This is a genomic window from Mesocryomonas lacus (assembly GCF_055730135.2).
The window spans coordinates 118,568-137,329 of sequence record NZ_JBUZWE020000016.1 but is presented as its reverse complement, the minus strand read 5'-3'; the positions used below and the strand labels follow the sequence as shown (position 1 = coordinate 137,329).

Annotated in this window: 21 protein-coding genes; 12 read left to right on the top strand and 9 right to left on the bottom strand. The window is 66.0% G+C overall.

Annotated elements, in window-relative coordinates:
* Window positions 1-2: 2 nt before the first annotated feature.
* Complete coding sequence (locus ACZLZY_RS22015) at window positions 3-239, bottom strand: hypothetical protein (RefSeq protein WP_472936199.1); 237 nt, start codon at window positions 237-239, stop codon at window positions 3-5.
* Between the two features lie 10 nt (window positions 240-249).
* Window positions 250-528: a BrnT family toxin gene (locus ACZLZY_RS22010; RefSeq protein WP_472936198.1), complete on the bottom strand. Its 279-nt coding sequence runs from the start codon at window positions 526-528 to the stop codon at window positions 250-252.
* Window positions 529-681: 153 nt separating this feature from the next.
* Here ACZLZY_RS22010 and ACZLZY_RS22005 point away from each other — a divergent pair, with 153 nt between their 5' ends.
* Together ACZLZY_RS22005 and ACZLZY_RS22000 are read left to right on the top strand one after the other, a co-directional pair.
* On the top strand, window positions 682-1,809 hold the full coding sequence (locus ACZLZY_RS22005) for a CobW family GTP-binding protein (protein ID WP_472936197.1): 1,128 nt from the start codon (window positions 682-684) through the stop codon (window positions 1,807-1,809).
* Complete coding sequence (locus ACZLZY_RS22000; RefSeq protein WP_472936196.1) at window positions 1,809-2,786, top strand: WD40 repeat domain-containing protein; 978 nt, start codon at window positions 1,809-1,811, stop codon at window positions 2,784-2,786. The genes ACZLZY_RS22005 and ACZLZY_RS22000 overlap by 1 nt, the downstream gene beginning before the upstream one ends.
* A gap of 87 nt (window positions 2,787-2,873) precedes the next feature.
* On the opposite strand, the gene ACZLZY_RS21995 is transcribed toward ACZLZY_RS22000, so the two are convergent.
* Window positions 2,874-3,497 carry a GNAT family N-acetyltransferase gene (locus tag ACZLZY_RS21995; RefSeq protein ID WP_472936195.1) on the bottom strand — a complete coding sequence of 208 codons (624 nt, stop codon included), beginning with the start codon at window positions 3,495-3,497 and terminating at the stop codon, window positions 2,874-2,876.
* A 97-nt stretch (window positions 3,498-3,594) separates the two neighbouring features.
* The gene (locus ACZLZY_RS21990; RefSeq protein ID WP_472936194.1) at window positions 3,595-4,728 is read right to left on the bottom strand and encodes a type III PLP-dependent enzyme; all 1,134 of its coding nucleotides are present in this window, start codon (window positions 4,726-4,728) and stop codon (window positions 3,595-3,597) included.
* A 511-nt stretch (window positions 4,729-5,239) separates the two neighbouring features.
* Here ACZLZY_RS21990 and ACZLZY_RS21985 point away from each other — a divergent pair.
* The gene (locus ACZLZY_RS21985) at window positions 5,240-6,154 is read left to right on the top strand and encodes a LysR family transcriptional regulator (RefSeq protein WP_472936193.1); all 915 of its coding nucleotides are present in this window, start codon (window positions 5,240-5,242) and stop codon (window positions 6,152-6,154) included.
* Window positions 6,155-6,200: 46 nt separating this feature from the next.
* Here the strand turns inward: ACZLZY_RS21985 and ACZLZY_RS21980 are convergent, their stop codons facing one another.
* Complete coding sequence (locus ACZLZY_RS21980) at window positions 6,201-6,488, bottom strand: ElaB/YgaM/YqjD family protein (RefSeq protein ID WP_472936192.1); 288 nt, start codon at window positions 6,486-6,488, stop codon at window positions 6,201-6,203.
* Window positions 6,489-6,764: 276 nt separating this feature from the next.
* On the opposite strand from ACZLZY_RS21980, the gene ACZLZY_RS21975 reads away from it, so the two are divergent.
* Both ACZLZY_RS21975 and ACZLZY_RS21970 read left to right on the top strand, forming a co-directional pair.
* Window positions 6,765-7,433 carry a DUF1007 family protein gene (locus tag ACZLZY_RS21975; RefSeq protein ID WP_472936191.1) on the top strand — a complete coding sequence of 223 codons (669 nt, stop codon included), beginning with the start codon at window positions 6,765-6,767 and terminating at the stop codon, window positions 7,431-7,433.
* A 5-nt stretch (window positions 7,434-7,438) separates the two neighbouring features.
* Complete coding sequence (locus ACZLZY_RS21970; RefSeq protein WP_472936190.1) at window positions 7,439-8,593, top strand: nickel/cobalt transporter; 1,155 nt, start codon at window positions 7,439-7,441, stop codon at window positions 8,591-8,593.
* A gap of 51 nt (window positions 8,594-8,644) precedes the next feature.
* On the opposite strand, the gene ACZLZY_RS21965 is transcribed toward ACZLZY_RS21970, so the two are convergent.
* Window positions 8,645-9,412, bottom strand: a complete 768-nt coding sequence (locus ACZLZY_RS21965; RefSeq protein WP_472936189.1) for a gamma-glutamyl-gamma-aminobutyrate hydrolase family protein — start codon at window positions 9,410-9,412, stop codon at window positions 8,645-8,647.
* 211 nt (window positions 9,413-9,623) lie between these two features.
* Here ACZLZY_RS21965 and ACZLZY_RS21960 point away from each other — a divergent pair, with 211 nt between their 5' ends.
* The 7 genes from ACZLZY_RS21960 to ACZLZY_RS21930 all read left to right on the top strand — a co-directional run bounded on the left by ACZLZY_RS21960 (window position 9,624) and on the right by ACZLZY_RS21930 (window position 16,067).
* Window positions 9,624-10,751, top strand: coding sequence for a TRAP transporter substrate-binding protein (locus ACZLZY_RS21960; RefSeq protein ID WP_472936188.1), 1,128 nt, complete (start codon window positions 9,624-9,626; stop codon window positions 10,749-10,751).
* Between the two features lie 335 nt (window positions 10,752-11,086).
* Window positions 11,087-11,788, top strand: a complete 702-nt coding sequence (locus ACZLZY_RS21955; protein WP_472936187.1) for a P-loop NTPase family protein — start codon at window positions 11,087-11,089, stop codon at window positions 11,786-11,788.
* A 93-nt stretch (window positions 11,789-11,881) separates the two neighbouring features.
* Entirely contained in the window at window positions 11,882-12,475 is a 594-nt protein-coding gene (locus ACZLZY_RS21950) for a regulatory protein RecX (protein ID WP_472936186.1), read from the top strand.
* 244 nt (window positions 12,476-12,719) lie between these two features.
* Window positions 12,720-12,947: an aa3-type cytochrome c oxidase subunit IV gene (locus ACZLZY_RS21945; RefSeq protein WP_472936185.1), complete on the top strand. Its 228-nt coding sequence runs from the start codon at window positions 12,720-12,722 to the stop codon at window positions 12,945-12,947.
* 71 nt (window positions 12,948-13,018) lie between these two features.
* Window positions 13,019-14,245, top strand: coding sequence for a Re/Si-specific NAD(P)(+) transhydrogenase subunit alpha (locus ACZLZY_RS21940; RefSeq protein WP_472936184.1), 1,227 nt, complete (start codon window positions 13,019-13,021; stop codon window positions 14,243-14,245).
* Entirely contained in the window at window positions 14,245-14,655 is a 411-nt protein-coding gene (locus ACZLZY_RS21935) for an NAD(P) transhydrogenase subunit alpha part 2 (RefSeq protein ID WP_472936183.1), read from the top strand. Before ACZLZY_RS21940 ends, ACZLZY_RS21935 begins: the two co-directional genes overlap by 1 nt.
* Before the next feature lie 11 nt (window positions 14,656-14,666).
* Window positions 14,667-16,067, top strand: a complete 1,401-nt coding sequence (locus tag ACZLZY_RS21930) for an NAD(P)(+) transhydrogenase (Re/Si-specific) subunit beta (RefSeq protein WP_472936182.1) — start codon at window positions 14,667-14,669, stop codon at window positions 16,065-16,067.
* A 326-nt stretch (window positions 16,068-16,393) separates the two neighbouring features.
* Here ACZLZY_RS21930 and ACZLZY_RS21925 read toward each other — a convergent pair whose 3' ends face one another.
* The 3 genes from ACZLZY_RS21925 to ACZLZY_RS21915 form a co-directional block, all read right to left on the bottom strand.
* A complete protein-coding gene (locus ACZLZY_RS21925; RefSeq protein WP_472936181.1) occupies window positions 16,394-16,897 on the bottom strand; it encodes a DUF992 domain-containing protein in 504 nt (167 codons plus the stop codon).
* A gap of 155 nt (window positions 16,898-17,052) precedes the next feature.
* The gene (locus tag ACZLZY_RS21920) at window positions 17,053-17,559 is read right to left on the bottom strand and encodes a DUF992 domain-containing protein (protein ID WP_472936180.1); all 507 of its coding nucleotides are present in this window, start codon (window positions 17,557-17,559) and stop codon (window positions 17,053-17,055) included.
* A 182-nt stretch (window positions 17,560-17,741) separates the two neighbouring features.
* Window positions 17,742-18,602: a tetratricopeptide repeat protein gene (locus ACZLZY_RS21915; RefSeq protein WP_472936179.1), complete on the bottom strand. Its 861-nt coding sequence runs from the start codon at window positions 18,600-18,602 to the stop codon at window positions 17,742-17,744.
* Between the last annotated feature and the right edge of the window lie 160 nt (window positions 18,603-18,762).

Below are 18,762 nucleotides of genomic sequence, written 5' to 3'. Positions count from 1 at the left end.
CGTCAGCCGGCCTTCTTGATGTCCCTGGCTTGCATGTAGTCTCGCAGAATCTCGTTCATGCGGTGGGGATAGTCCGGGTATTCCCGCTTGAACCACTCCATCACCTCGCGCTGCACCGGCAACACGATGGTGTCGTGCGGCGGGGCGGGCGAGACCACGGCATTTTCCCAGAAATCGTCGCCGAGCTCGGGGCCGTCCGGGGCGTCGGGGTTGTGGTATAGTTCGCCGCGTCGATCCATTTCGAAAATCTCATCGAGCGTTGCCCGCCTGATATTTTTTCCGGTCACGTCGTCCTCCCTTCCAGGCGGAAATCAGACGGCGGGCGCGACCCCGCCAAGTCCAGACCACAACATAGCACTCATCGCCGACAATGCCGACAGACCGGATGCGCTCCTTGCCGTGCGCCGACCGGCGATCAATCACGTCGATGGTGGGTGCACGGAAGATGCGGGCGGCCTTCAGGATGTCGACCGAATGCTTCTCGAGGTTGGCCGCACGCTTCGCCTCGTCCCATTCGAACTCATCCATACCACGGAGCGCTCCTGGAATCGGTCTCTGCGCCTAAGCCTAGGCTTCGCCCCTGAGAACGCCCAGCGATTTGCCCTTGGCCGGCTTTGCACCCACCCCCGTGCAATCCTCGCCCGACGCGCCTATATCCGGCCGACCATCAAGGAGGCAGAGATGTCCGACACGTCAGCACAGATTCCCGTCACCGTTCTCACCGGCTATCTCGGCTCGGGCAAGACCACCTTGCTCAACCGCATCCTCTCCGGCGACCACGGCAAGCGCTATGCCGTCATCGTCAACGAGTTCGGCGAGATCGGCATCGACAACGACCTCATCGTCGAATCGGACGAAGAGATCTACGAGATGAACAATGGCTGCGTCTGCTGCACGGTGCGCGGCGATCTGGTGCGCGTCGTCGAGGGGCTGATGAAGCGCAAGGGTCGCTTCGACGGTATCATCGTCGAGACCACCGGCCTCGCCGACCCCGTGCCGGTGGCGCAGACCTTCTTCATGGACGAGGACGTGCGCGCCAAGACCCGGCTCGACGCCGTCGTCGCGCTGGTCGATGCGCTGCACCTGCCCTTGCGCCTGAAGGATAGCCGCGAGGCCGAGGACCAGATCGCCTTCGCCGACGTCGTCCTTCTCAACAAGACCGACCTCGTGACGCCCGAGGAACTCGCCAAGATCGAAGCGACGGTGCGGGCGATCAACCCGCATGCGGTGATCCACCGGACCCAGCGCGCCGAAATCGCGCTCGACCGGGTGCTCGACCAGGGCGCGTTCGACCTGTCGCGTGTTCTCGATGCCGAGCCGGAGTTTCTCGTCGAGGCCGGGCACTCGCACGACGAGCATGTGCACGACGAGAATTGCGGCCCAAGCTGCGGCCACGATCACAGCCACGATCACGCGCACGGCCACGATCACGATCATGCCCATCACGACCACGACCATCATGGACATGATCACGGCCCTGCCTCACCGATCCACGACGTCACCGTAATGTCGGTGTCGCTGCGCGGCGGCGAGATGGACCAGAAGAAGTTCTTCCCGTGGATCCAGGCGCTGACCCAGGCGCAAGGCCCGAGCATCCTGCGCCTCAAGGGCATCATCGCCTTTGCCGGAGATCCCGATCGCTATGTCGTCCAAGGCGTCCACATGATCATCGAGGGCGACCACCAGCGGCCATGGCGCGATAACGAGCCGCGCGAGAGCCGGCTGGTGTTCATCGGCCGCGATCTCGACCGCGCCTCGCTCACGGCCGCCTTTGAGGAATGTGCGGTTCGCCAGAAAGCCGATGCCTGATGCCCTCGATCGCCCCTTATGATTTCGAGGGTTTCGTCGAGACGGCACTGTTTCTGAAAGACGAGCCGGTGTTCGCGCTGGCCGACGGCACCGTGCGCTTTCCCGCCGGGGGAGAGCGCACCATCGAGGCGCATCGCGGCGGGTTGACCACGGCCCGCTATGACAGTTTCGGCCAGAGACTGCTGACGGGCGGCGAGGATGGCCGCGTGCTCGCCATCACCGCCGACGGCAGCCATATCGAGCTAGCGTCGATCGGCCGGAAATGGATCGACGCGGTGGCCGGCGGCCCGAACGGGGTGGTCGGCTTTGCCAATGGCCGCACCGCAACGGTCCGTCTCGCCGACGGTACGCTGAAGGCGTTTGCGCACGAGCGCTCGGTCGAGGACATCGCCTTTGCGCCGAAGGGCTTGCGCATGGCCACCGCGCGCTATGACGGGACCTCGCTGTTCTTCGCCGGCACCGACAGCCCGCCGGCCCTTCTCGAATGGAAGGGCGCACATATCGGCATCGCCTTCTCGCCGGACGGACGCTTCCTCGTCACCCGCATGCAGGAGAATGCCTTGCATGGCTGGCGGGTCGAGGACGGCAAGCACATGAAGATGACGGGCTATCCCGCCAAGGTGAAGGACTGGTCCTGGTCCGCCAAAGGCAAGTACCTCGCCACCTCCGGCGCGCCGGCCGCGATCCTCTGGCCTTTTTCCGGCAAGGAAGGCCCGATCGGCAAGGCGCCGCTCGAACTCGGCACCCGCGGTGACAGCATGGTCACGGCGGTCGCCTGCCATCCGGTCGAGGACATGCTGGCGATCGGTTACGAGGACGGCATGATCCTCGCCGTCCGAATCTCCGACAACCGCGAGGCGGTGCTCCGCCGGGGCGGCAAAAGTGCGGTTCGAACCATGGGCTGGGACGCGAAGGGTGCTCGGCTTGTCTTCGGCAGCGAGGAAGGCGAGGCGGGAGTCGTCGACATTGCCAGCTAATGCTGGAAAGCACGGGAGGCCGGCTCTCTAATGCCGGCACTCCGGACGCAGAAATGCGGCGTCCGGAGCTCTACCTGTAAGGAATGACTACCGGGCGGCCGAGCCGATGCGATCGGACGGCGCCGAGGCAGCTGCAGACAAGCGTGCAGCCACGGCGCGGACGCCGGTCGGCCGGATCAGGCCGGCCGCACCCGCCAAAGCACCCGGCTTCAACGCCAGTCCGAGCAGGCGGTGCCGCTCGAACGGACCGGGCATGGCGAGTTCTGCGGCGGGTTCGGCGGTAAAGCCGAAACGCGCATAGTAGTCGGGGTCGCCGACAAGGACGATGGCCCCGTGGCCGCGCCACTGCGCCTCAGCAATCGCGCGCCGCATCAAGGCAACGCCGATGCCGTAGCCGGCGAGTTCCGGTGCGACCGCGAACGGGCCGAGCATCAGGGCGGGCGCACCCGCAGCGCCGGCGGCGACGTGCCAGAGCCGGACGGTGCCGAGGAGTTCGCCGTTTTCGCCCTTGGCGACCAGCGACAGGCCTTCGGCCGGCTGGCGGCCGCGGCGGATCGATTCCGACGACTTGCGGCGACGCCCGGGACCCATGGCGCGGTCGAGCAGCGCTTCGCGCGCGGCGACGTCGCCGGCGGTCTCGGTCAAGATCTGGAAATAGGGGGCGACGCGCGGCGACATCGCAGCGACGGCGGAAATGGCAGATGCGATCATGGGATCAACCTCGTATCAGGAGAGGCCGAGAGGGTGCGCCGGAGCTTGGAGGGCGTCCGGCGCGCGGGCGAGGGCCCGGCGCAGGACGCGCCGGAACTCAGATCACGTAGGATCGCAACGGTTCGAAGCCGTTGAAGGCGACGGCCGAATAGGTCGTCGTGTAGGCGCCGGTATTCTCGATCAGCACTTCGTCGCCGACCGTCAGCGTGATCGGCAGCGGGTAGGGCTTCTTCTCGTAGAGCACGTCGGCCGAGTCGCAGGTCGGGCCGGCCAGCACGCAAGGCTCCATCCGATCGCCATCCCGCTGGGTGGTGATGGGATAGCGGATTGCCTCGTCCATGGTCTCGGCGAGGCCGCCGAACTTGCCGATGTCGAGATAGACCCAGCGGTTCTCGTCGGTCGCCGACTTGCGCGAGACGAGGACCACCTCGGCCTTGATCACGCCGGCATCGCCCACCATGCCGCGGCCTGGCTCGATGATCGTCTCCGGGATCTGGTTGCCGAAATGCCGGCGCAGCGACGAGAAGATCGAGCGGCCATAGGCCTCGGCCGACGGCACGTCCTTCAGGTAGCGCGTCGGGAAACCGCCGCCCATGTTGACCAGCGTCAGCACAATGCCCTTCTCGGCCAGCGTCTGGAAGACGTGGCTGGCATCGGCGATCGCCGCATCCCAGGCCTCGGTATCGGTCTGCTGCGAGCCGACGTGGAACGAGACGCCGGTGGCGACGAGGCCGAGGCTCTTGGCGTGCACCAGCACGTCGATCGCCATCGCCGGCACGCAGCCGAACTTGCGCGACAGCGGCCATTCGGCGCCTTCGCCATTGGTCAGGACGCGGCAGAACACCTTGGCGCCGGGCGCTGCGCGGGCAACCTTCTCGACTTCCTCGACGCAGTCGACGGCGAACAGCCGGACACCGAGATCGAAGGCACGCGCGACATCGCGCTCCTTCTTGATGGTGTTGCCGAAGGAGATGTGGTCGGCGGTCGCGCCGGCATCCATCGCCATCTCGATCTCGGCGACCGAGGCGCAGTCGAAGCTGGAGCCGAGCGCGGAAAGGAGGCGCAGGACTTCCGGCGCAGGATTGGCCTTGACGGCGTAATAGATCGACGAATCCGGCAGCGCCTTGCGGAAGGCGTTGAAATTGGTCTCGACAACATCGAGATCAACGACGAGGCAAGGGCCGGTCGGACGTCGGGTGGCGAGGAAGTCGAGGATGCGCTGCGTAGCCATGGGGCAATTCCCGTAAACCAAGGGTGGCGAGGGCGGACACGAGCGTTCCCTGGATCGCCGGCAAGGCGATTCACAAGGTTGGTCGGTCCGCGACGTGGCTCGAACTCGGGGCTGTCGCTCCGGGTCGATCGTTGTCTGCCTTGGCTTGGAGGGCTTGAACCCGCCGCACATGGGGCAATGAGGGTGTGCCTCTTCAGTATTCCCGGCTGTGGAGACCAGGGGAGACCAAAAAAGCCCGCACCGTCGTTGCTTTAAGGCGTCCTCGATTGCGCTTGCTGCGCAGTCGACTGGAGGCAATCTCCAGGACCGGCCCGATGGCCCTCGCATATGAGGATCGGGGGACGCCCACAGGCTCGTGCGACTTTGGGCAAGCGCTATGTATGACCGTGTTTCGTCATACACAACCGGAAAATGGGCAGTCGGTTGATTTTCTCGGCCATGCGGCCGAGGAAGGGAGCAAGTGTCGACTTGCGGCAACAAAACACAAGTTTCACGCCAGCCTGGAGCGCCCATGGACACGCTGACGCGCATGCGCGCCTTCATCGCCGTCATCGAGAACGAAGGGTTTTCGGCGGCTGCACGCAAGACCGGCCGGTCCAAGGCGCTGCTGTCGAAATACGTGCGGGAACTGGAGGACGAACTCGGCGTCCTCCTGATCAACCGCACCACACGGCAGATCGCTCTGACCGGCGCCGGCGAGGTCTATCTCGCCCGGGCCTCGGCCATCCTCGCCGATCTCGAAAGCCTCAACGAGGAGGCCCGGGAGGCGACAGGCGAGGCGAAGGGCAGGATACGGATCTCGGCAGCCCGCACTTTCGGCGACGCCGAACTCGGCCATTCGCTGGTCGACTTCGCCGTCGCGCATCCCGACATCTCTTTAGACATCCAGCTCGACGACAACTTCGTCGATCTCGTGGAGGAGGGGTTCGACGTCGCCATCCGGATGACGCGCCTCACCGACTCCTCGATGATCGCCCGCAAGCTGACATCGCTCGACCTCTCGCTCTGCGCCAGTCCGACGCTGCTGCAGCGGCTGGGCACCCCGACGCATCCGCTGGAACTGTCGAACTATCCGGCCGTCATCGATTCCAACTCGCGCATGTTCTCGAACTGGCAGTTCACCGACCCTGAGAAGGGCGAGCCGTTTCCCGTCCCCGTCTCCGGACAGTTCACGGTAAACAGCCCGGTCGCCGTCCGCGCGGCGGTCATGGCGGGTCTTGGCCTTGCACTGATTCCGGAATTCGTTGTCCGAGCGGACATTGCTGCGGGCCGGCTGGTAACCGTCCTCGATGCCTACATGCCGCAGGAGGCCGGCGTTTATGCGGTGTTCCCGCATCGTCGGCATCTGCCGATGCGCGTGCGCCTCTTCGTCGACTATCTCGCCGCCTGGTTCCGGAAGTTCGACGCCCAAAGAGACGAGCCATAAAAAAACGCCCCCGAAGGAGCGTTTTTTCATTCAAAATGCTGTCGGCTCAACGGCGAGCGATGGCACCGATCACCAGGAGCGCCACGGCGGCGAGGGCGATCGATGCGACCGGGTTCTCGCGGGCGCTGTTCTCGATGTAGCGAGCCTGCTTGCGCAGTTCGCGCACGACTTCCGGGCTGCGATCCTGGACGTAACCATACAGATCTGAAGCACGGTCCTCGATTGTGTTGAAGGCGGATGCCCCGGTCTTCGACAGCGACTTCGTCAGCGACGCGACCTCGTTGCGCAGCGCGGCGATCTGGTCTTCGATCTCGGCTTGGGTCGGGGTGTGCATGGCTGTCTCCTCAAGGCTGGGGGATGTCTGTTCGGTCCGTAAACCGGTTTGGCCTGTTATCGTTCCGGCCCGGCCGGCTCGATCTCGGGTCGCTGGCATGGATCACGCTGCTAACCCGCTGCATCTTACGGCCTTGCGGCGGGGTGAGAGTGCGGGCCGGCGGCATCTTGCCGCTGGTGCGGTATGCCCATCTCAGGCATGCCATCCGCTCCGCTCCAAATTTCGGCCATCCTTCTCCTGTCAGGAGGTGGCATCATCCTCCATCCGGGAGAGGCCATGCCCTCGATCAAGCGCTGCCTTGCGGTGACCCTCTGCCTGGCGGCATTCTCCTGGCACGCCCAGCGGGCCGAGGCGCATCCGCATGTCTTCGCGGAGGCTCGGATGGAGATCGTCGGTGATCCCGCCGCCAAGCTCGCCGCCGTGCGCAACATCTGGCGCATGGACGATCTGTTCTCCTCGAGTGTCGTTGTTGACTTCGACAAGAATGCGAACGGGATCCTCGACGACGATGAACTGCAGGCGGTGGGTGACACGGTGAAGGAGTCCATCGCCGAATGGGACTTCTACACCTTCGTCACGACGGCGGGAAAACCGGTGAAGATGCTGCCGCCGGAGTCCATCCGGGCGCTGTATCAGGATGGACAGCTGCTGTTGTTCTTCGAGCTGAAGGCCGGCGAGCCGATCGATCTGAAGACCCAGGCGCTGACGGTCGCCAATTTCGACGAGACCTTCTACGTCGCCTTCGACTTCGCTGACGAAACGAGTTTCGACCTCGTCGACATGCCGGCCGGCTGCACCAAGACCATGAACGTGCCGGACGAGGACGAGGCGGCACAGCAGTGGATGGCCTCGATCGCCGATCTTGCACCCGACGAGACGGTGCCGGCGACCGGTACCGATTTTGCGCAGGCGCTGGCGACCAAGGTCGAGATCAAATGCGGATAGCGCGGATGAGCAGAAACGAGGCTGTCGCGCTAGTTGTGCTGGCGTGTGTCCTGGTGCTGGTCGTCGCCGAGCCGAGTCTTGCCAAATCTTCGCTCGGCATTGGGACGGCGGAGTCGACATCGGCGCCGAGCGGGCCTTTCGCCTCCGTCTTCGTCGAGATCAACCGGGTGCAGCGGGAGTTCTTCACCGAGCTCCGGCAGGCGCTCGTCGGCATAAAGAACGGCGCCGGCGGCGTGGTCTTTCTCGTCGGCGTCTCCTTCGTCTACGGCATCTTCCATGCCGCGGGCCCCGGGCACGGCAAGGCGGTGATCTCGTCCTATGTGCTGGCCAACGAGGTCCAGCTGCGCCGTGGCATCGCGCTCTCGTTCATCTCGGCGCTGCTGCAGGGCGTGACGGCGCTCGTGGTCGTTGGCGTCGGCTGGTACTTTCTGCGGGGGACGGCGGTGTCGATGACCGACGCCACCAACTGGCTCGAGATCGCCTCTTTCGTGATGATCGCAGGCTTCGGGGCCACTCTCCTGGTTCGCAAGATCTGGCGGATGATCCGTCGGCCGCGGCGCGGGGCCGGTCTTGCCTTCGCCGCGTCCGGCACGGCCCTTCGCGGCACCAAGGCCGACACCGCCGCCGGGGGGCAAGGGTTTGGCTTCGCGCCGGAGCCGGCGACGACAACGGTCGGCCGGATGCCGGCGATGCTGCGGACCGGGGCGATGCCGCGGAGCCTGGGCGCTGGACCGATCATGCGGCCGGCCGGCGGGTTCGCTGCCGACGTCTGCACCGACGATGCGGACGATTGCGACTGCGGCCGGGCGCATATGCCAGATCCCGCAGTGCTCGGCGCGGCGCGGCTGACGCTCGGCTCGGCCGCCTCGGCCGTCATCGCCGTCGGCTTGCGCCCGTGCTCGGGCGCGATCGTGGTGCTGACCTTCGGCCTCCTGAACGGTCTCTATCTCGGCGGCGTGCTGTCGGTCTTTGCCATGGCCCTCGGCACGGCCATCACCGTCTCGGCGATTGCGGCCCTTGCCGTCTACGCCAAGGACGTCGCCTTGCGTTTCGGGGCGGCCGGCGGGGCTCGCCAGGGCGTGCTCGACGCCGTGGAGATCCTCGGCGCCATCCTAGTGCTGCTGCTTGGCCTTGCGCTGCTCGGCGGCGCCATCGTCTGACGGCGCCGACGAAGCTTGCCCGGCAAGGGTTGGGCGCGGCTTCTCTGGTCGTTACCGCGCGGTGGCGCGGCTCTTGCGATAGGCGCGGCACGCATCGCCGAAGGCGGTGAAGATCGAGGCCGAGGGAGCGTCGCTTTCGGCCCAGTATTCGGGATGCCACTGGACGCCGAGGGTGAAACCCTTGGCCGCTTCGACCGACACCGCCTCGATCGTGCCGTCGGGCGCTGTCGCCTCGACGACGAGCCCGTCGCCCAGCCGGTCGATCGCCTGGCGGTGCAACGAGTTCACCTTGAACTCGGTGCGCCCGACGATGCGGTCGATCTGGCTGCCGGATTTCGCCAGGACGCTCTGGTGGATCGCGTAGCGCTCTTTCTGTTCGGGATGATCCTTCGCCCGGTGATCGGAGCGCCCCTCGATGTCCTGGATCTCGGTGGCGAGCGAGCCGCCCATCGCGACGTTGAGTTCCTGCAGGCCGCGGCAGATGGCGAGGAGCGGCATGCCGGCGTCGATCGCCGCCTTCATCATCTTGTCCGTCATTGCGTCGCGGTCGGTATCATACGGTTCGTAGGCGGCGGAGGGCGAAACGCCGTAGCGCTCGGGATGGACGTTGGTGACCGAGCCGGTGACCAGCACGCCGTCGACCCGCTCGAGAATGCTGGCGACGTCGATCTCGCTGGCGAGCGCGGGAATGATCACCGGGATCGCCCCCGCGACGCGGAGCGCTGCCGTCAGATAGCTTTCCGGCGCACAGTGCCAGCGGTGGTTTCCAATGGTGCGGATATCGGCGGGAACGGCGACGAGAATGGCAGGCGCGGACATGGCAGGGTTTCCAACGGCAGGAGATCCGCCGACCCATCACGGAAACCGCGGGCAGGTCAACCGCTATCGCCGCCGGACGGACGCGTGTCCCTTGCGCAGAGGACGGCTTTCAGTGCCGCGCCGCATTTCCGACGCGATCATGCCGCTGGCCTTGCCTCTCGGGCGGGCTCCATGCTCTTGGCGCCGGAACGCGTAAGTGGGGAAAGCAAGGATGGATCGCCGGGATTTCATGCGCGCGGGTGGGCTCGGCACGCTGGGCGTGGTGTCGGCGGCCGGGTTGGCAATGCCGGCCCTCGCGCAGACGCCGCCGAAAGTGCGCTGGCGCTGCCAGTCGGCCTTTCCGCCGCGGCTCGGCGCGCTGCACGGCGGCGCCGTCAGGCTGGCCGCCATGGTGCGGGCGGCGACCGACGGCGGCTTCGAGATCGAGGTTCTCGCCCCCGACGAGACGGCGCCGCTGACCGCCGCGATGGACGCGGTCACCGCCGGCACCGTGGACATGGCGCATACGGCGGCCAGCTACTCCTTCGCCAAGGATCCGGTCTTCGGCCTGGCCGGTGCTGCGCCTTTCACGCTAAACGTGCGCGGTCTCCATGCCTGGCTGTACCAAGGCGAGGGCCTCGGCCTGCTACAAGACTTCTTTGCCGAGCATCAACTCGCCTTCCTGCCGGGCGGCTCCACGGGAACGCAGATGGGCGGCTGGTACCGCCGCGAGGTCAAGGGCGTGCAGGATCTCAGCGGCCTGAACATGCGCATTGGCGGGTTGGGTGGCGAGGTGTTGAAGAAGCTTGGCGTCGTGCCACAGGATCTGCCGCCTTCCGCCATCTACGCCGCGCTGGAGCGCGGCGCCCTCGATGCGGCGGAGTGGATGGGGCCTCAGGACGACGAGGCGCTCGGCTTGGTGAAGGTCGCGCCCTACTACTATTACCCCGGCTGGTGGGAGGGCAGCCTGTCGCTGGCTTTCCTGATCGGCAAGCCGAAACACGACGCCTTGCCGCCCGCCTGGAAGAGCGTGCTCTCGACCGCGGCGAGGGCGGTTTCCTTGGAGATGCTGGCGGAATACGACTTCAAGAACCCGCCGGCGCTGAAGCGGCTGGTCGAGGCCGGGGCCCAGTTGCGGCCGTTCCCGCAGGACGTTCTGAATGCCTGCTTCGATGCGGCGACGACGCTGTACGGCGAGATTTCTGGCGGCAGTGCTGCGTTTAAGAAGATCCACGACAGCCTGATGGCGTTCCGGAACGAAACCTATCTCTACCAGCAGGTGGCCGAATACACCTTCGACACCTTTATGATGATTAAGCAGCGCGAGGGCGCGTTGTCGGTTGCCGCCGACAACCAGTGAACGACGACTTCACGCAGAGTTGTCAGTCGCCGGGTAGCCGGATCTCGCTCTTCAAACGTGAGTTAGCGCCCGTTCCAAAGCGCAGCCGTCCGCATTGCACTGCCGTGACCGTTCCCGCGCGACACGGCGCAATCCCTTGCCGGCAAAGGGGTTCAGGGAAAAGCGGGTGAGCGCTACCGCGTTGGGAGGAAGGCGCCGGCGCGCTTTAACCAATTGTTCGTCTTTCCAGCTTCGCGACATCTTCGGGTTCCAGAACAGCGGCAGACATCACGCCATCGAGCCATCTGCGGAATAGGCCGCCGAGGCTTCCCGCAACCCAAGGTTAGGCGCTCCGCATGATCCCCGTCATCTCCATCGGCTCCCTGAAGACCTCCGGCACCACCACCCTTGCCCTGACGCTCGCGGGCGTTGCTGCGGCCGCCGACATTCCGGTCGTGCTGATCGACGCCGCCCGCGACAAGGACCTCGTCGCCTGGGCGGCCAAGGGCCAGTGCCCCGCCAAGATCACCGTGGAAGTCGCCGACGACGAGGCGACGATGGAGCGCCTGGTGCGGGCCGCCCGCCGCCGCGGCGATCTGGCCATCATCGACGCTGGCGACGATGCCGAGACCATCCGCACCGCCGCCAAGCTCGCCGATCGCACGCTGATCCCGGTGCGCTTCTCGCCGCTCTCGGCGCATGCCGCGATCGCCACCGAGCGCATGCTGGCCGCCGATGCCGGCAAGGGCCGCCGCAGCCGCGACTGGGCGCTGGCCGCCACCGCCATCACCAACATTCCGAGCCGGGTCGCGCGGCTGGTCGAGACCATCATCCAGGAGAGCGAGATCGCAAGGCTCGACATCGGCCTCGTGCTGCGCGCCGCCTACGAGGCGCCGTTCCTGCACGGCGGCACGATCTTCAGCCTCTCCGACAACATCGCGCCGGGCCTCGACCGGGCCCGTGCGGAAGCCGCGACGCTTGCCTACGAGTCCGGTATCCTCGGGGGCTCCGCGACCAAGGTCGCGCCGGAAGCCGTGGAGTTCAGCAAGGCCGCCTGACGCGCTTTTGCCACACCCCGATCGGCACAGGTCGATCTCCAGAAAGGCCCGGGCTCTGCCGCGGGCCTTTTTCCTTTTCACTGCACGCGCTGCATGGTGGCGCGCGCGCCGCCGATCTATACCGGCGCCATGGCATCTCCGCGCGACCAGCCCCGCAAGCCACGTCCCGTCAGCCGCGAATGGCTGTTCCGGGCGGCGGCCTACTATCTCGGCCGCTATGCCAGCACGGCGGAGAACCTGCGCCGCGTGCTGGAGCGCAAGGTGGCGAGCCGGATCCGCGACTGGGGCGACGATCCGAAGGCGCCCGATCCCGGCGAAGCGGCCCTCATGGTCGAGGCGACGGTCGCGCATTTCCTTGAGCTGAAGCTGCTCGACGATCGCGCCTTCGCCGAGGCGCGGCTCGCCAGCCTTCGCCGCCGCGGCACTTCGATCCGCCAGGTCGAGGCGAAGCTGTCGCAGAAGGGCGTCGACCGCGAGCTGATCGCCGAGGTGGTCGGCGGCGACGAGACCGACGACCGTGCTGCGGCCATGGCTTTTGCCCGCCGCAGGCGGCTCGGCCCGCACCGCCTGCGCGACCGCACCGAGCGCCGCGACCGCGACATCGCCGCCATGATGCGCGCCGGCTTCTCGCTCGGCGATGCCCGCGCCGCAATCGATCATGACCCCGACGAAGACGATCAATTCTGACGAACGTCGTCAGGCCCCGCGTCCTTGCATCCGATTCTCCCGCGTCGGCACAAGATGCGGCCAAGGATCGCCAGGCCAGCGTTCACAGGGACGCCTCGCATTTGATCGTGCGTGCCGCATTGCCAGTTTGTGGCGACTTCGTGTAAGGCCGAGGGATGAGGCGCTCCGGCAGGACGCAACCGGCTGTTTCCGGTAGCGGTCGGCGGCGAGAGCGGTGAGGGGCGCCGCGGCTGAGGAGGTTGGCATGGCTGAACATCATGGGAATAGCGAGCTGAGCTTCGCCGATAAGATGGACTATCCCGAGCACGACCGGACCTACGCGCTCTTCCTGAAGCTCGTGAAGTTCGGCTCGATCTGGGTCGTCGCGATCCTCATCGGCATGCTGGTCGGCCTGATCACCTCGGCTGGTTTCTTCGCCGGCATTCTCGCCTTCCTGATTTCCGGAATTGCTGCCACGTACCTGATGAAGTAACGGCCGCGCGCCGGGACTGAAACTCCCCTGATCCGCCCCGAAGTGTGGACGGGGCGACTGGGAGAGAATAGATGAAGATCTTCGTGCCGCTGGAGCACGATGGTGGAGAGCCGCGCGTCGCCGCCTCTCCTGATACCGTCAAGAAGCTGAAGGGGCTCGGCCTCGACATCGTTGTCGAGACCGGCGCTGGGCTGAAGTCCCGCATTCCCGATGCCGCCTTCGCCGCCGCTGGCGCGACGATCGGCAGCGCTGCCGATGCAGAGACCGCCGACGTCGTCCTGAAGGTCCGCCGGCCGGGCCGCGCCGAACTCGCGCATTACAAGCGCGGCGCCGCGGTGATCGCCATCATGGACCCCTACGGCCGCGACGAGGACGTCGCCGCCATGGCCGAGGCCGGGATCATGGCCTTCGCCATGGAGTTCATGCCGCGCATCACCCGCGCCCAAGTGATGGACGTCCTGTCCAGCCAGGCCAATCTCGCTGGCTACCAGGCGGTGCTCGACGCCGCTGCCGAATACGACCGCGCCTTTCCGATGATGATGACCGCCGCCGGCACCGTGCCGGCCGCCCGCGTCTTCGTCATGGGCGTCGGCGTCGCCGGCCTGCAGGCGATCGCCACCGCCCGGCGCCTCGGCGCCGTGGTCACCGCCACCGACGTGCGGCCGGCCACCAAGGAACAGGTCGAATCCCTCGGCGCGAAGTTCGTCGCGGTCGAGGACGACGAGTTCAAGGCGGCCGAGACCTCCGGTGGCTACGCCAAGGAAATGTCGAAGGAATACCAAGCGAAGCAGGCCGAACTGGTCGCTGCCCACATCGCCAAGCAGGACATCGTCATCACCACCGCGCTGATCCCCGGCCGGCCGGCGCCGCGTCTCGTCTCGCGGGCCATGGTCGAGTCGATGAAGTCCGGCTCCGTCCTCGTCGACCTCGCGGTCGAGCGCGGCGGCAATGTCGAGGGTGCGGAGGCGGGCAAGGTCGTCGACGTCGGCCCGGCCAGGATCGTCGGCCACCTCAACGTGCCCGGCCGCATCGCTGCAACAGCCTCGCTGCTCTACGCGAAGAACGTCAGCGCCTTCCTGGAGACGCTGATCGACAAGGAGACCAAGTCGCTGAAGGTCGACACCGACGACGAACTGGTCAAGGCGACGCTGCTGACGCGCGATGGCGCGGTCGTCCATCCGGGCTTTGCCAAGCCTGCCTCGGTCGAACCCGCCGCCCCGGTTGCGCCGGCCGAGCCCGCCCAGCCCGAGACCATGTTCGCCGCCGGCGCCGCGCCGGCACAGACGGGAGACGCCTGATGGAAAACGATCTGGCCCAGAAGACCATCCAGCACCTCAACGATGCCGGCGCCGCCATCCGCGACGCGCGCCTCGGCGTCGAGCAGATGATGACCTCGCCCGCGGTCGACCACGTGGTCGCCGGCGCCAATCCCTTCGTTTTCCACCTCGCGATCTTCGTGCTGGCGATCTTCGTCGGCTACTACGTCGTCTGGTCCGTCACCCCTGCGCTCCACACCCCGCTGATGGCGGTGACCAACGCGATCTCATCGGTGATCATCGTCGGCGCCATCCTTGCCGTCGGCCTGTCCGCATCGGGCATCGCCACCGGTTTCGGCTTCGTCGCGCTGGTGCTGGCAAGCGTCAACATCTTCGGCGGCTTCCTCGTCACGCACCGGATGCTGGCGATGTACAAGAAAAAAGAAAAGTAGGGAGACGAGAGATGTCAGAGAACGTCGCCGCCTTCTTCTACCTCGTCTCCGGTGTGCTGTTCATCCTCGCGCTGCGCGGCCTGTCGCACCCGACCTCAAGCCGCCAGGGCAACATTTTCGGCATGGTCGGCATGGGCATTGCCGTCCTCACCACCTTGCTCTTCGCCGGGCCGTCCATGGGGGCGCTGCTGCTCATCATCGTCGGCATCGCGCTCGGCGGCGGTGTCGGCGCGGTCATCGCCAAGCGCATCCCGATGACGGCCATGCCGCAGCTCGTCGCCGGCTTCCACAGCCTCGTCGGCTTGGCCGCCGTCATGGTCGCGGCCGCCGCGCTCTACGCGCCGGAGTCGATCAACATCGGCACCCCCGGCCACATCCACACCCAGGCGCTGGTGGAAATGGCGATCGGCGTCGCCATCGGCGCGATCACCTTCACCGGCTCGATCATCGCCTTCCTGAAGCTCGACGGGCGGATGGGCGGCAAGCCGATCATGTTGCCCTCGCGCCACCTCATCAACATCGGCCTCGCCGCAGCGCTCGTCGTCTTCCTCGTGGTCTTCGCGGCGACGGAAAGCCATCTGGCGTTCTGGGCGGTGGTGGCGATCGCGCTGGCGCTCGGCGTCCTCTTGATCGTGCCGATCGGCGGCGCCGACATGCCGGTCGTCGTCTCGATGCTGAACTCCTATTCCGGCTGGGCCGCGGCCGGCATCGGCTTTACCTTGCAGAACCTCGCGCTCATCATCACCGGCGCGCTGGTCGGCTCGTCCGGGGCGATCCTCTCCTACATCATGTGCAAGGGCATGAACCGCTCCTTCATCTCGGTGATCCTCGGCGGTTTCGGCGGCGAGAGTGGGCCTGCCGCCAGCGGCGACGGCCTCGAGCGGCCGGTCAAGCAAGGCTCGGCAGATGATGCGGCCTATCTCATGATGAACGCCTCGCGGGTGATCATCGTGCCGGGCTACGGCATGGCCGTTGCGCAGGCCCAGCATGCGCTGCGCGAGATGGCGGACACGCTGAAGAAGCACGGCGTCGAGGTGAAGTACGCGATCCACCCGGTCGCCGGCCGCATGCCCGGCCACATGAACGTGCTTCTGGCCGAAGCGAACGTGCCCTATGACGAGGTCTTCGAGCTCGAGGATATCAATTCGGAGTTCGCGCAGACCGACGTCGCCTTCGTCATCGGCGCAAACGACGTCACCAACCCCGCCGCGCGCGACGATAAGACCTCGCCGATCTACGGCATGCCGATCCTCAACGTCGACCAGGCCGCCACTTGCCTCTTCGTCAAGCGCTCGATGGGCTCGGGCTATGCCGGCATCGACAACACGCTGTTCTACAAGGACAACACGATGATGCTGTTCGCCGACGCCAAGAAGATGGTGGAAGCGATCGTCAAGGCGATGGCGCACTGAGGGAGCGGGTAGGCCGTCCAGCGGTGCACAGTCCGTGACCGCTACTGGAAGAGCGCTATCCTCCGACGTCGTCATCCTTGGGGCCGTAGCCCCGGGGACCCATGCCAAGTCGGTTGAGCGAGTACCGTTCGGGTGGGGTGTCGGCGCTATCCTGATCCGAACCAGCGCGTTCTCGCTGCGGCATGGGTCCCCGGCCTGCGGCCGAGGATGACGACTTTTCAGCGATCTACGCCGTTTTTCGTTCCGAGGCTTCGGCGCGAATCTCAAACGAAAAGGCCCGCGAACCTTCCGGTTCGCGGGCCTTTTCGATGCGATAGCGTCGAAGCTCAGGGCTTGTAGACGGCCGGCTCGGTCGGGGCGGCTTGGAGCGAGAAGCGCGAGAGGCCGGCGGTGGCGTTCAGGCCGAACTGCGCCTGGAGGCTCACTGACTGCAGGGTGAAGCCGTTGTTCGGTCCGCCAACCAGCGCCTTGGCACCGCCGCCGACGGCGACCGAGGCATCCACCGTCGCGCCGTAGTAGTTGCCATCGAGCGAGCGCGGCTCGCCGTCCTGGAAGGAAGCGGCGTAGACGATCCAGCTGAGGTCCTGGCGGCCGGTGATCCCGACATCGACGCCGACCGTATCGAGCGTGCCGATATAGGCTTCACGACCCGAGCCGTCGGCCGGCTTGAAGACGCACAGGTATTCCTTGCTGGAGCCGACGATGTAAGACAGCGTGCCGTCGCTCTGGCAGGACAGGAGGCCGAGCTTGGTGCCGGCATTGGCAGCCGACATCGGCAGAGCGGTGGCAGCAACGAGGGCGGCGGCGGCGAGCAGGGAACGGGTCTTCATGGCTGTACTCCTTGAATGATGTGCCGCAGTAACCCTGACGTCGCAGGAAAGTTTCAGCCGGCCCGATCACGGCTTGGATCGAGCTGCAACAATCCCAGAAACGCGATAGCCCGCGCTACGGCGCGGGCTATCGTAGGAAAGGTTGTTTCGCAGGTTTAGTTGGCGGGGACCACGACGATCGGAACCACGGGCGCTGCAGCTTTCAGCGTGAACTTGGTCACGCCGATGGCTGCGTTCAGGCCTTCCTGGGCTTGGACGCTGAGCGGCTGCAAGCTGAAGCCGCCGTTCGGGCCGCCGGTTAGCACCTTAACGCCGACGCCTGCGGCTACCGAGGCATCGGCACTGGCGCCGATGTATTCGCCTGCCAGCGAGGACGGCTCGTATTTGTCGCTCTCGGCGAGCACCGACCAGGTCATGATCGTCTGCCCTGTGACGCCGACATCGAGGCCGATGGTGTTGAGCGTGCCCGCATAAACCTCCATCGGCGCTGCGGAATTGGCTGGCGAGAAGTCGCAGATGACGTTCTCGGACGAGCCGATAATGTAGCCGGTGGAACCGTCGCTCTTGCATGTCAGCTGGCCAAGGGTGGTCTCGGCCTGCGCCGCCAGCGGTGCCGCGGTAAGGGCTGCAAGAGCAATCGTCGAAGCGAGGAGGATTTTCATGGGTTAACTTTCTGTGCCTGAATAATCGTTCGGCACAGAAAGTCGTCGGCGGCTACAAAGTTCCCGCTGAGTGCGAAAACATGAGAAATTCCAAGTCCTCCACATCCGGGCTAGGCCTGAAATATTTCGATATAAATAATCTTTACATCGATGAGTCGGCCTGGTTCGTTGCAGACCTATGGTTAGCTCCGCGTGCGGCTCATCCCGTCCTTCGCCGGGCGGTAGTTCGGATCGAGCTGTGCGGCGCGTGCATAGGACTTGAAGGCGCGGGACTTCTCGTTGCGGCGCTCGAAGATCAGCGCCTGGTTGGTCCAGTACTCCGCCGACTTGTCGTCGAGCTTCAGGGCCGTGTTAAAATCCGTGAACGCGTTCTCCTCGTCGCCAAGGGCAAGGTAGGAGACGCCGCGGCCGGAATAGGGCTCCGGCGCATCGGCCTGCAGCGAGATCGCGGTCGAGAAATCCTCGATCGCCAGCTTGTGCTGGCCATCGATCTGGTAGAGCAGTCCGCGGTTATGGAAGGCGCGGGGATCGGTGGTGTTGAGGTCGATCGCCTTCTGGAAATCGCCGAGCGCCTCGCGGTTGCGGCCGGCGATGCGGTAGATGTTGCCGCGGCCGATATAGGCGCTGTCATAGCGCGGATTGATCTGCAGCGCGGCGTTGTAGTCGGCGACGGCCTTCGCGCTGTCGCCCATCTGCCGGTAGACCAGAGCGCGGTTGGCATAGGCCTGGTAGAAGTTCGGGTTCAGCTGCAGGGCGGTGGTGAAATCCTGGACCGCGTCGCGGTTTTGCCCGGCCTTGCCGTAGGCGGTGCCGCGCACGTTGTAGGCTTCGGGGTCGCGCGGATTGGCGTTGATCGTCGCGGTGAGCGAGGAGATATTCTGGCTCGAGCCTTGCGCCTGGTCGAGACGGATGCCGTTGGCATCGGGGATCGCCGACTGGCAGGCGCCGAGCATCAGCGCGAGGCCAAGGCCTGCGGCAAGGCGCAAGGCCGTCTTGTCGAGGGTCCCGGCCGGACGCTCCGCGCGCTTCAGATCAGGGGTCAAACCGGTAGTCCTCTTCGTATGTCTTTGTTCGTCTTCACGTTTGAAGTGGCTTGCCCCAACGCAGAAGCGCGGGCCAGAGCATCCGGGCAACAACCGGGCGTAAACTCTTCCTGCCCGGCGGCACAACACTGCAGCTCCCCAGACACGGCAACAATGCCGC

What these genes read in the sequence shown, in the direction of transcription:
- ACZLZY_RS22015 (WP_472936199.1), bottom strand. Translation starts at nt 239, where the DNA reads ATGGATCGACGCGGCGAACTATACCACAACCCCGACGCCCCGGACGGC.
- ACZLZY_RS22010 (WP_472936198.1), bottom strand. Translation starts at nt 528, where the DNA reads ATGGATGAGTTCGAATGGGACGAGGCGAAGCGTGCGGCCAACCTCGAG.
- ACZLZY_RS22005 (WP_472936197.1), top strand. Translation starts at nt 682, where the DNA reads ATGTCCGACACGTCAGCACAGATTCCCGTCACCGTTCTCACCGGCTAT.
- ACZLZY_RS22000 (WP_472936196.1), top strand. Translation starts at nt 1,809, where the DNA reads ATGCCCTCGATCGCCCCTTATGATTTCGAGGGTTTCGTCGAGACGGCA.
- ACZLZY_RS21995 (WP_472936195.1), bottom strand. Translation starts at nt 3,497, where the DNA reads ATGATCGCATCTGCCATTTCCGCCGTCGCTGCGATGTCGCCGCGCGTC.
- ACZLZY_RS21990 (WP_472936194.1), bottom strand. Translation starts at nt 4,728, where the DNA reads ATGGCTACGCAGCGCATCCTCGACTTCCTCGCCACCCGACGTCCGACC.
- ACZLZY_RS21985 (WP_472936193.1), top strand. Translation starts at nt 5,240, where the DNA reads ATGGACACGCTGACGCGCATGCGCGCCTTCATCGCCGTCATCGAGAAC.
- ACZLZY_RS21980 (WP_472936192.1), bottom strand. Translation starts at nt 6,488, where the DNA reads ATGCACACCCCGACCCAAGCCGAGATCGAAGACCAGATCGCCGCGCTG.
- ACZLZY_RS21975 (WP_472936191.1), top strand. Translation starts at nt 6,765, where the DNA reads ATGCCCTCGATCAAGCGCTGCCTTGCGGTGACCCTCTGCCTGGCGGCA.
- ACZLZY_RS21970 (WP_472936190.1), top strand. Translation starts at nt 7,439, where the DNA reads ATGAGCAGAAACGAGGCTGTCGCGCTAGTTGTGCTGGCGTGTGTCCTG.
- ACZLZY_RS21965 (WP_472936189.1), bottom strand. Translation starts at nt 9,412, where the DNA reads ATGTCCGCGCCTGCCATTCTCGTCGCCGTTCCCGCCGATATCCGCACC.
- ACZLZY_RS21960 (WP_472936188.1), top strand. Translation starts at nt 9,624, where the DNA reads ATGGATCGCCGGGATTTCATGCGCGCGGGTGGGCTCGGCACGCTGGGC.
- ACZLZY_RS21955 (WP_472936187.1), top strand. Translation starts at nt 11,087, where the DNA reads ATGATCCCCGTCATCTCCATCGGCTCCCTGAAGACCTCCGGCACCACC.
- ACZLZY_RS21950 (WP_472936186.1), top strand. Translation starts at nt 11,882, where the DNA reads ATGGTGGCGCGCGCGCCGCCGATCTATACCGGCGCCATGGCATCTCCG.
- ACZLZY_RS21945 (WP_472936185.1), top strand. Translation starts at nt 12,720, where the DNA reads ATGGCTGAACATCATGGGAATAGCGAGCTGAGCTTCGCCGATAAGATG.
- ACZLZY_RS21940 (WP_472936184.1), top strand. Translation starts at nt 13,019, where the DNA reads ATGAAGATCTTCGTGCCGCTGGAGCACGATGGTGGAGAGCCGCGCGTC.
- ACZLZY_RS21935 (WP_472936183.1), top strand. Translation starts at nt 14,245, where the DNA reads ATGGAAAACGATCTGGCCCAGAAGACCATCCAGCACCTCAACGATGCC.
- ACZLZY_RS21930 (WP_472936182.1), top strand. Translation starts at nt 14,667, where the DNA reads ATGTCAGAGAACGTCGCCGCCTTCTTCTACCTCGTCTCCGGTGTGCTG.
- ACZLZY_RS21925 (WP_472936181.1), bottom strand. Translation starts at nt 16,897, where the DNA reads ATGAAGACCCGTTCCCTGCTCGCCGCCGCCGCCCTCGTTGCTGCCACC.
- ACZLZY_RS21920 (WP_472936180.1), bottom strand. Translation starts at nt 17,559, where the DNA reads ATGAAAATCCTCCTCGCTTCGACGATTGCTCTTGCAGCCCTTACCGCG.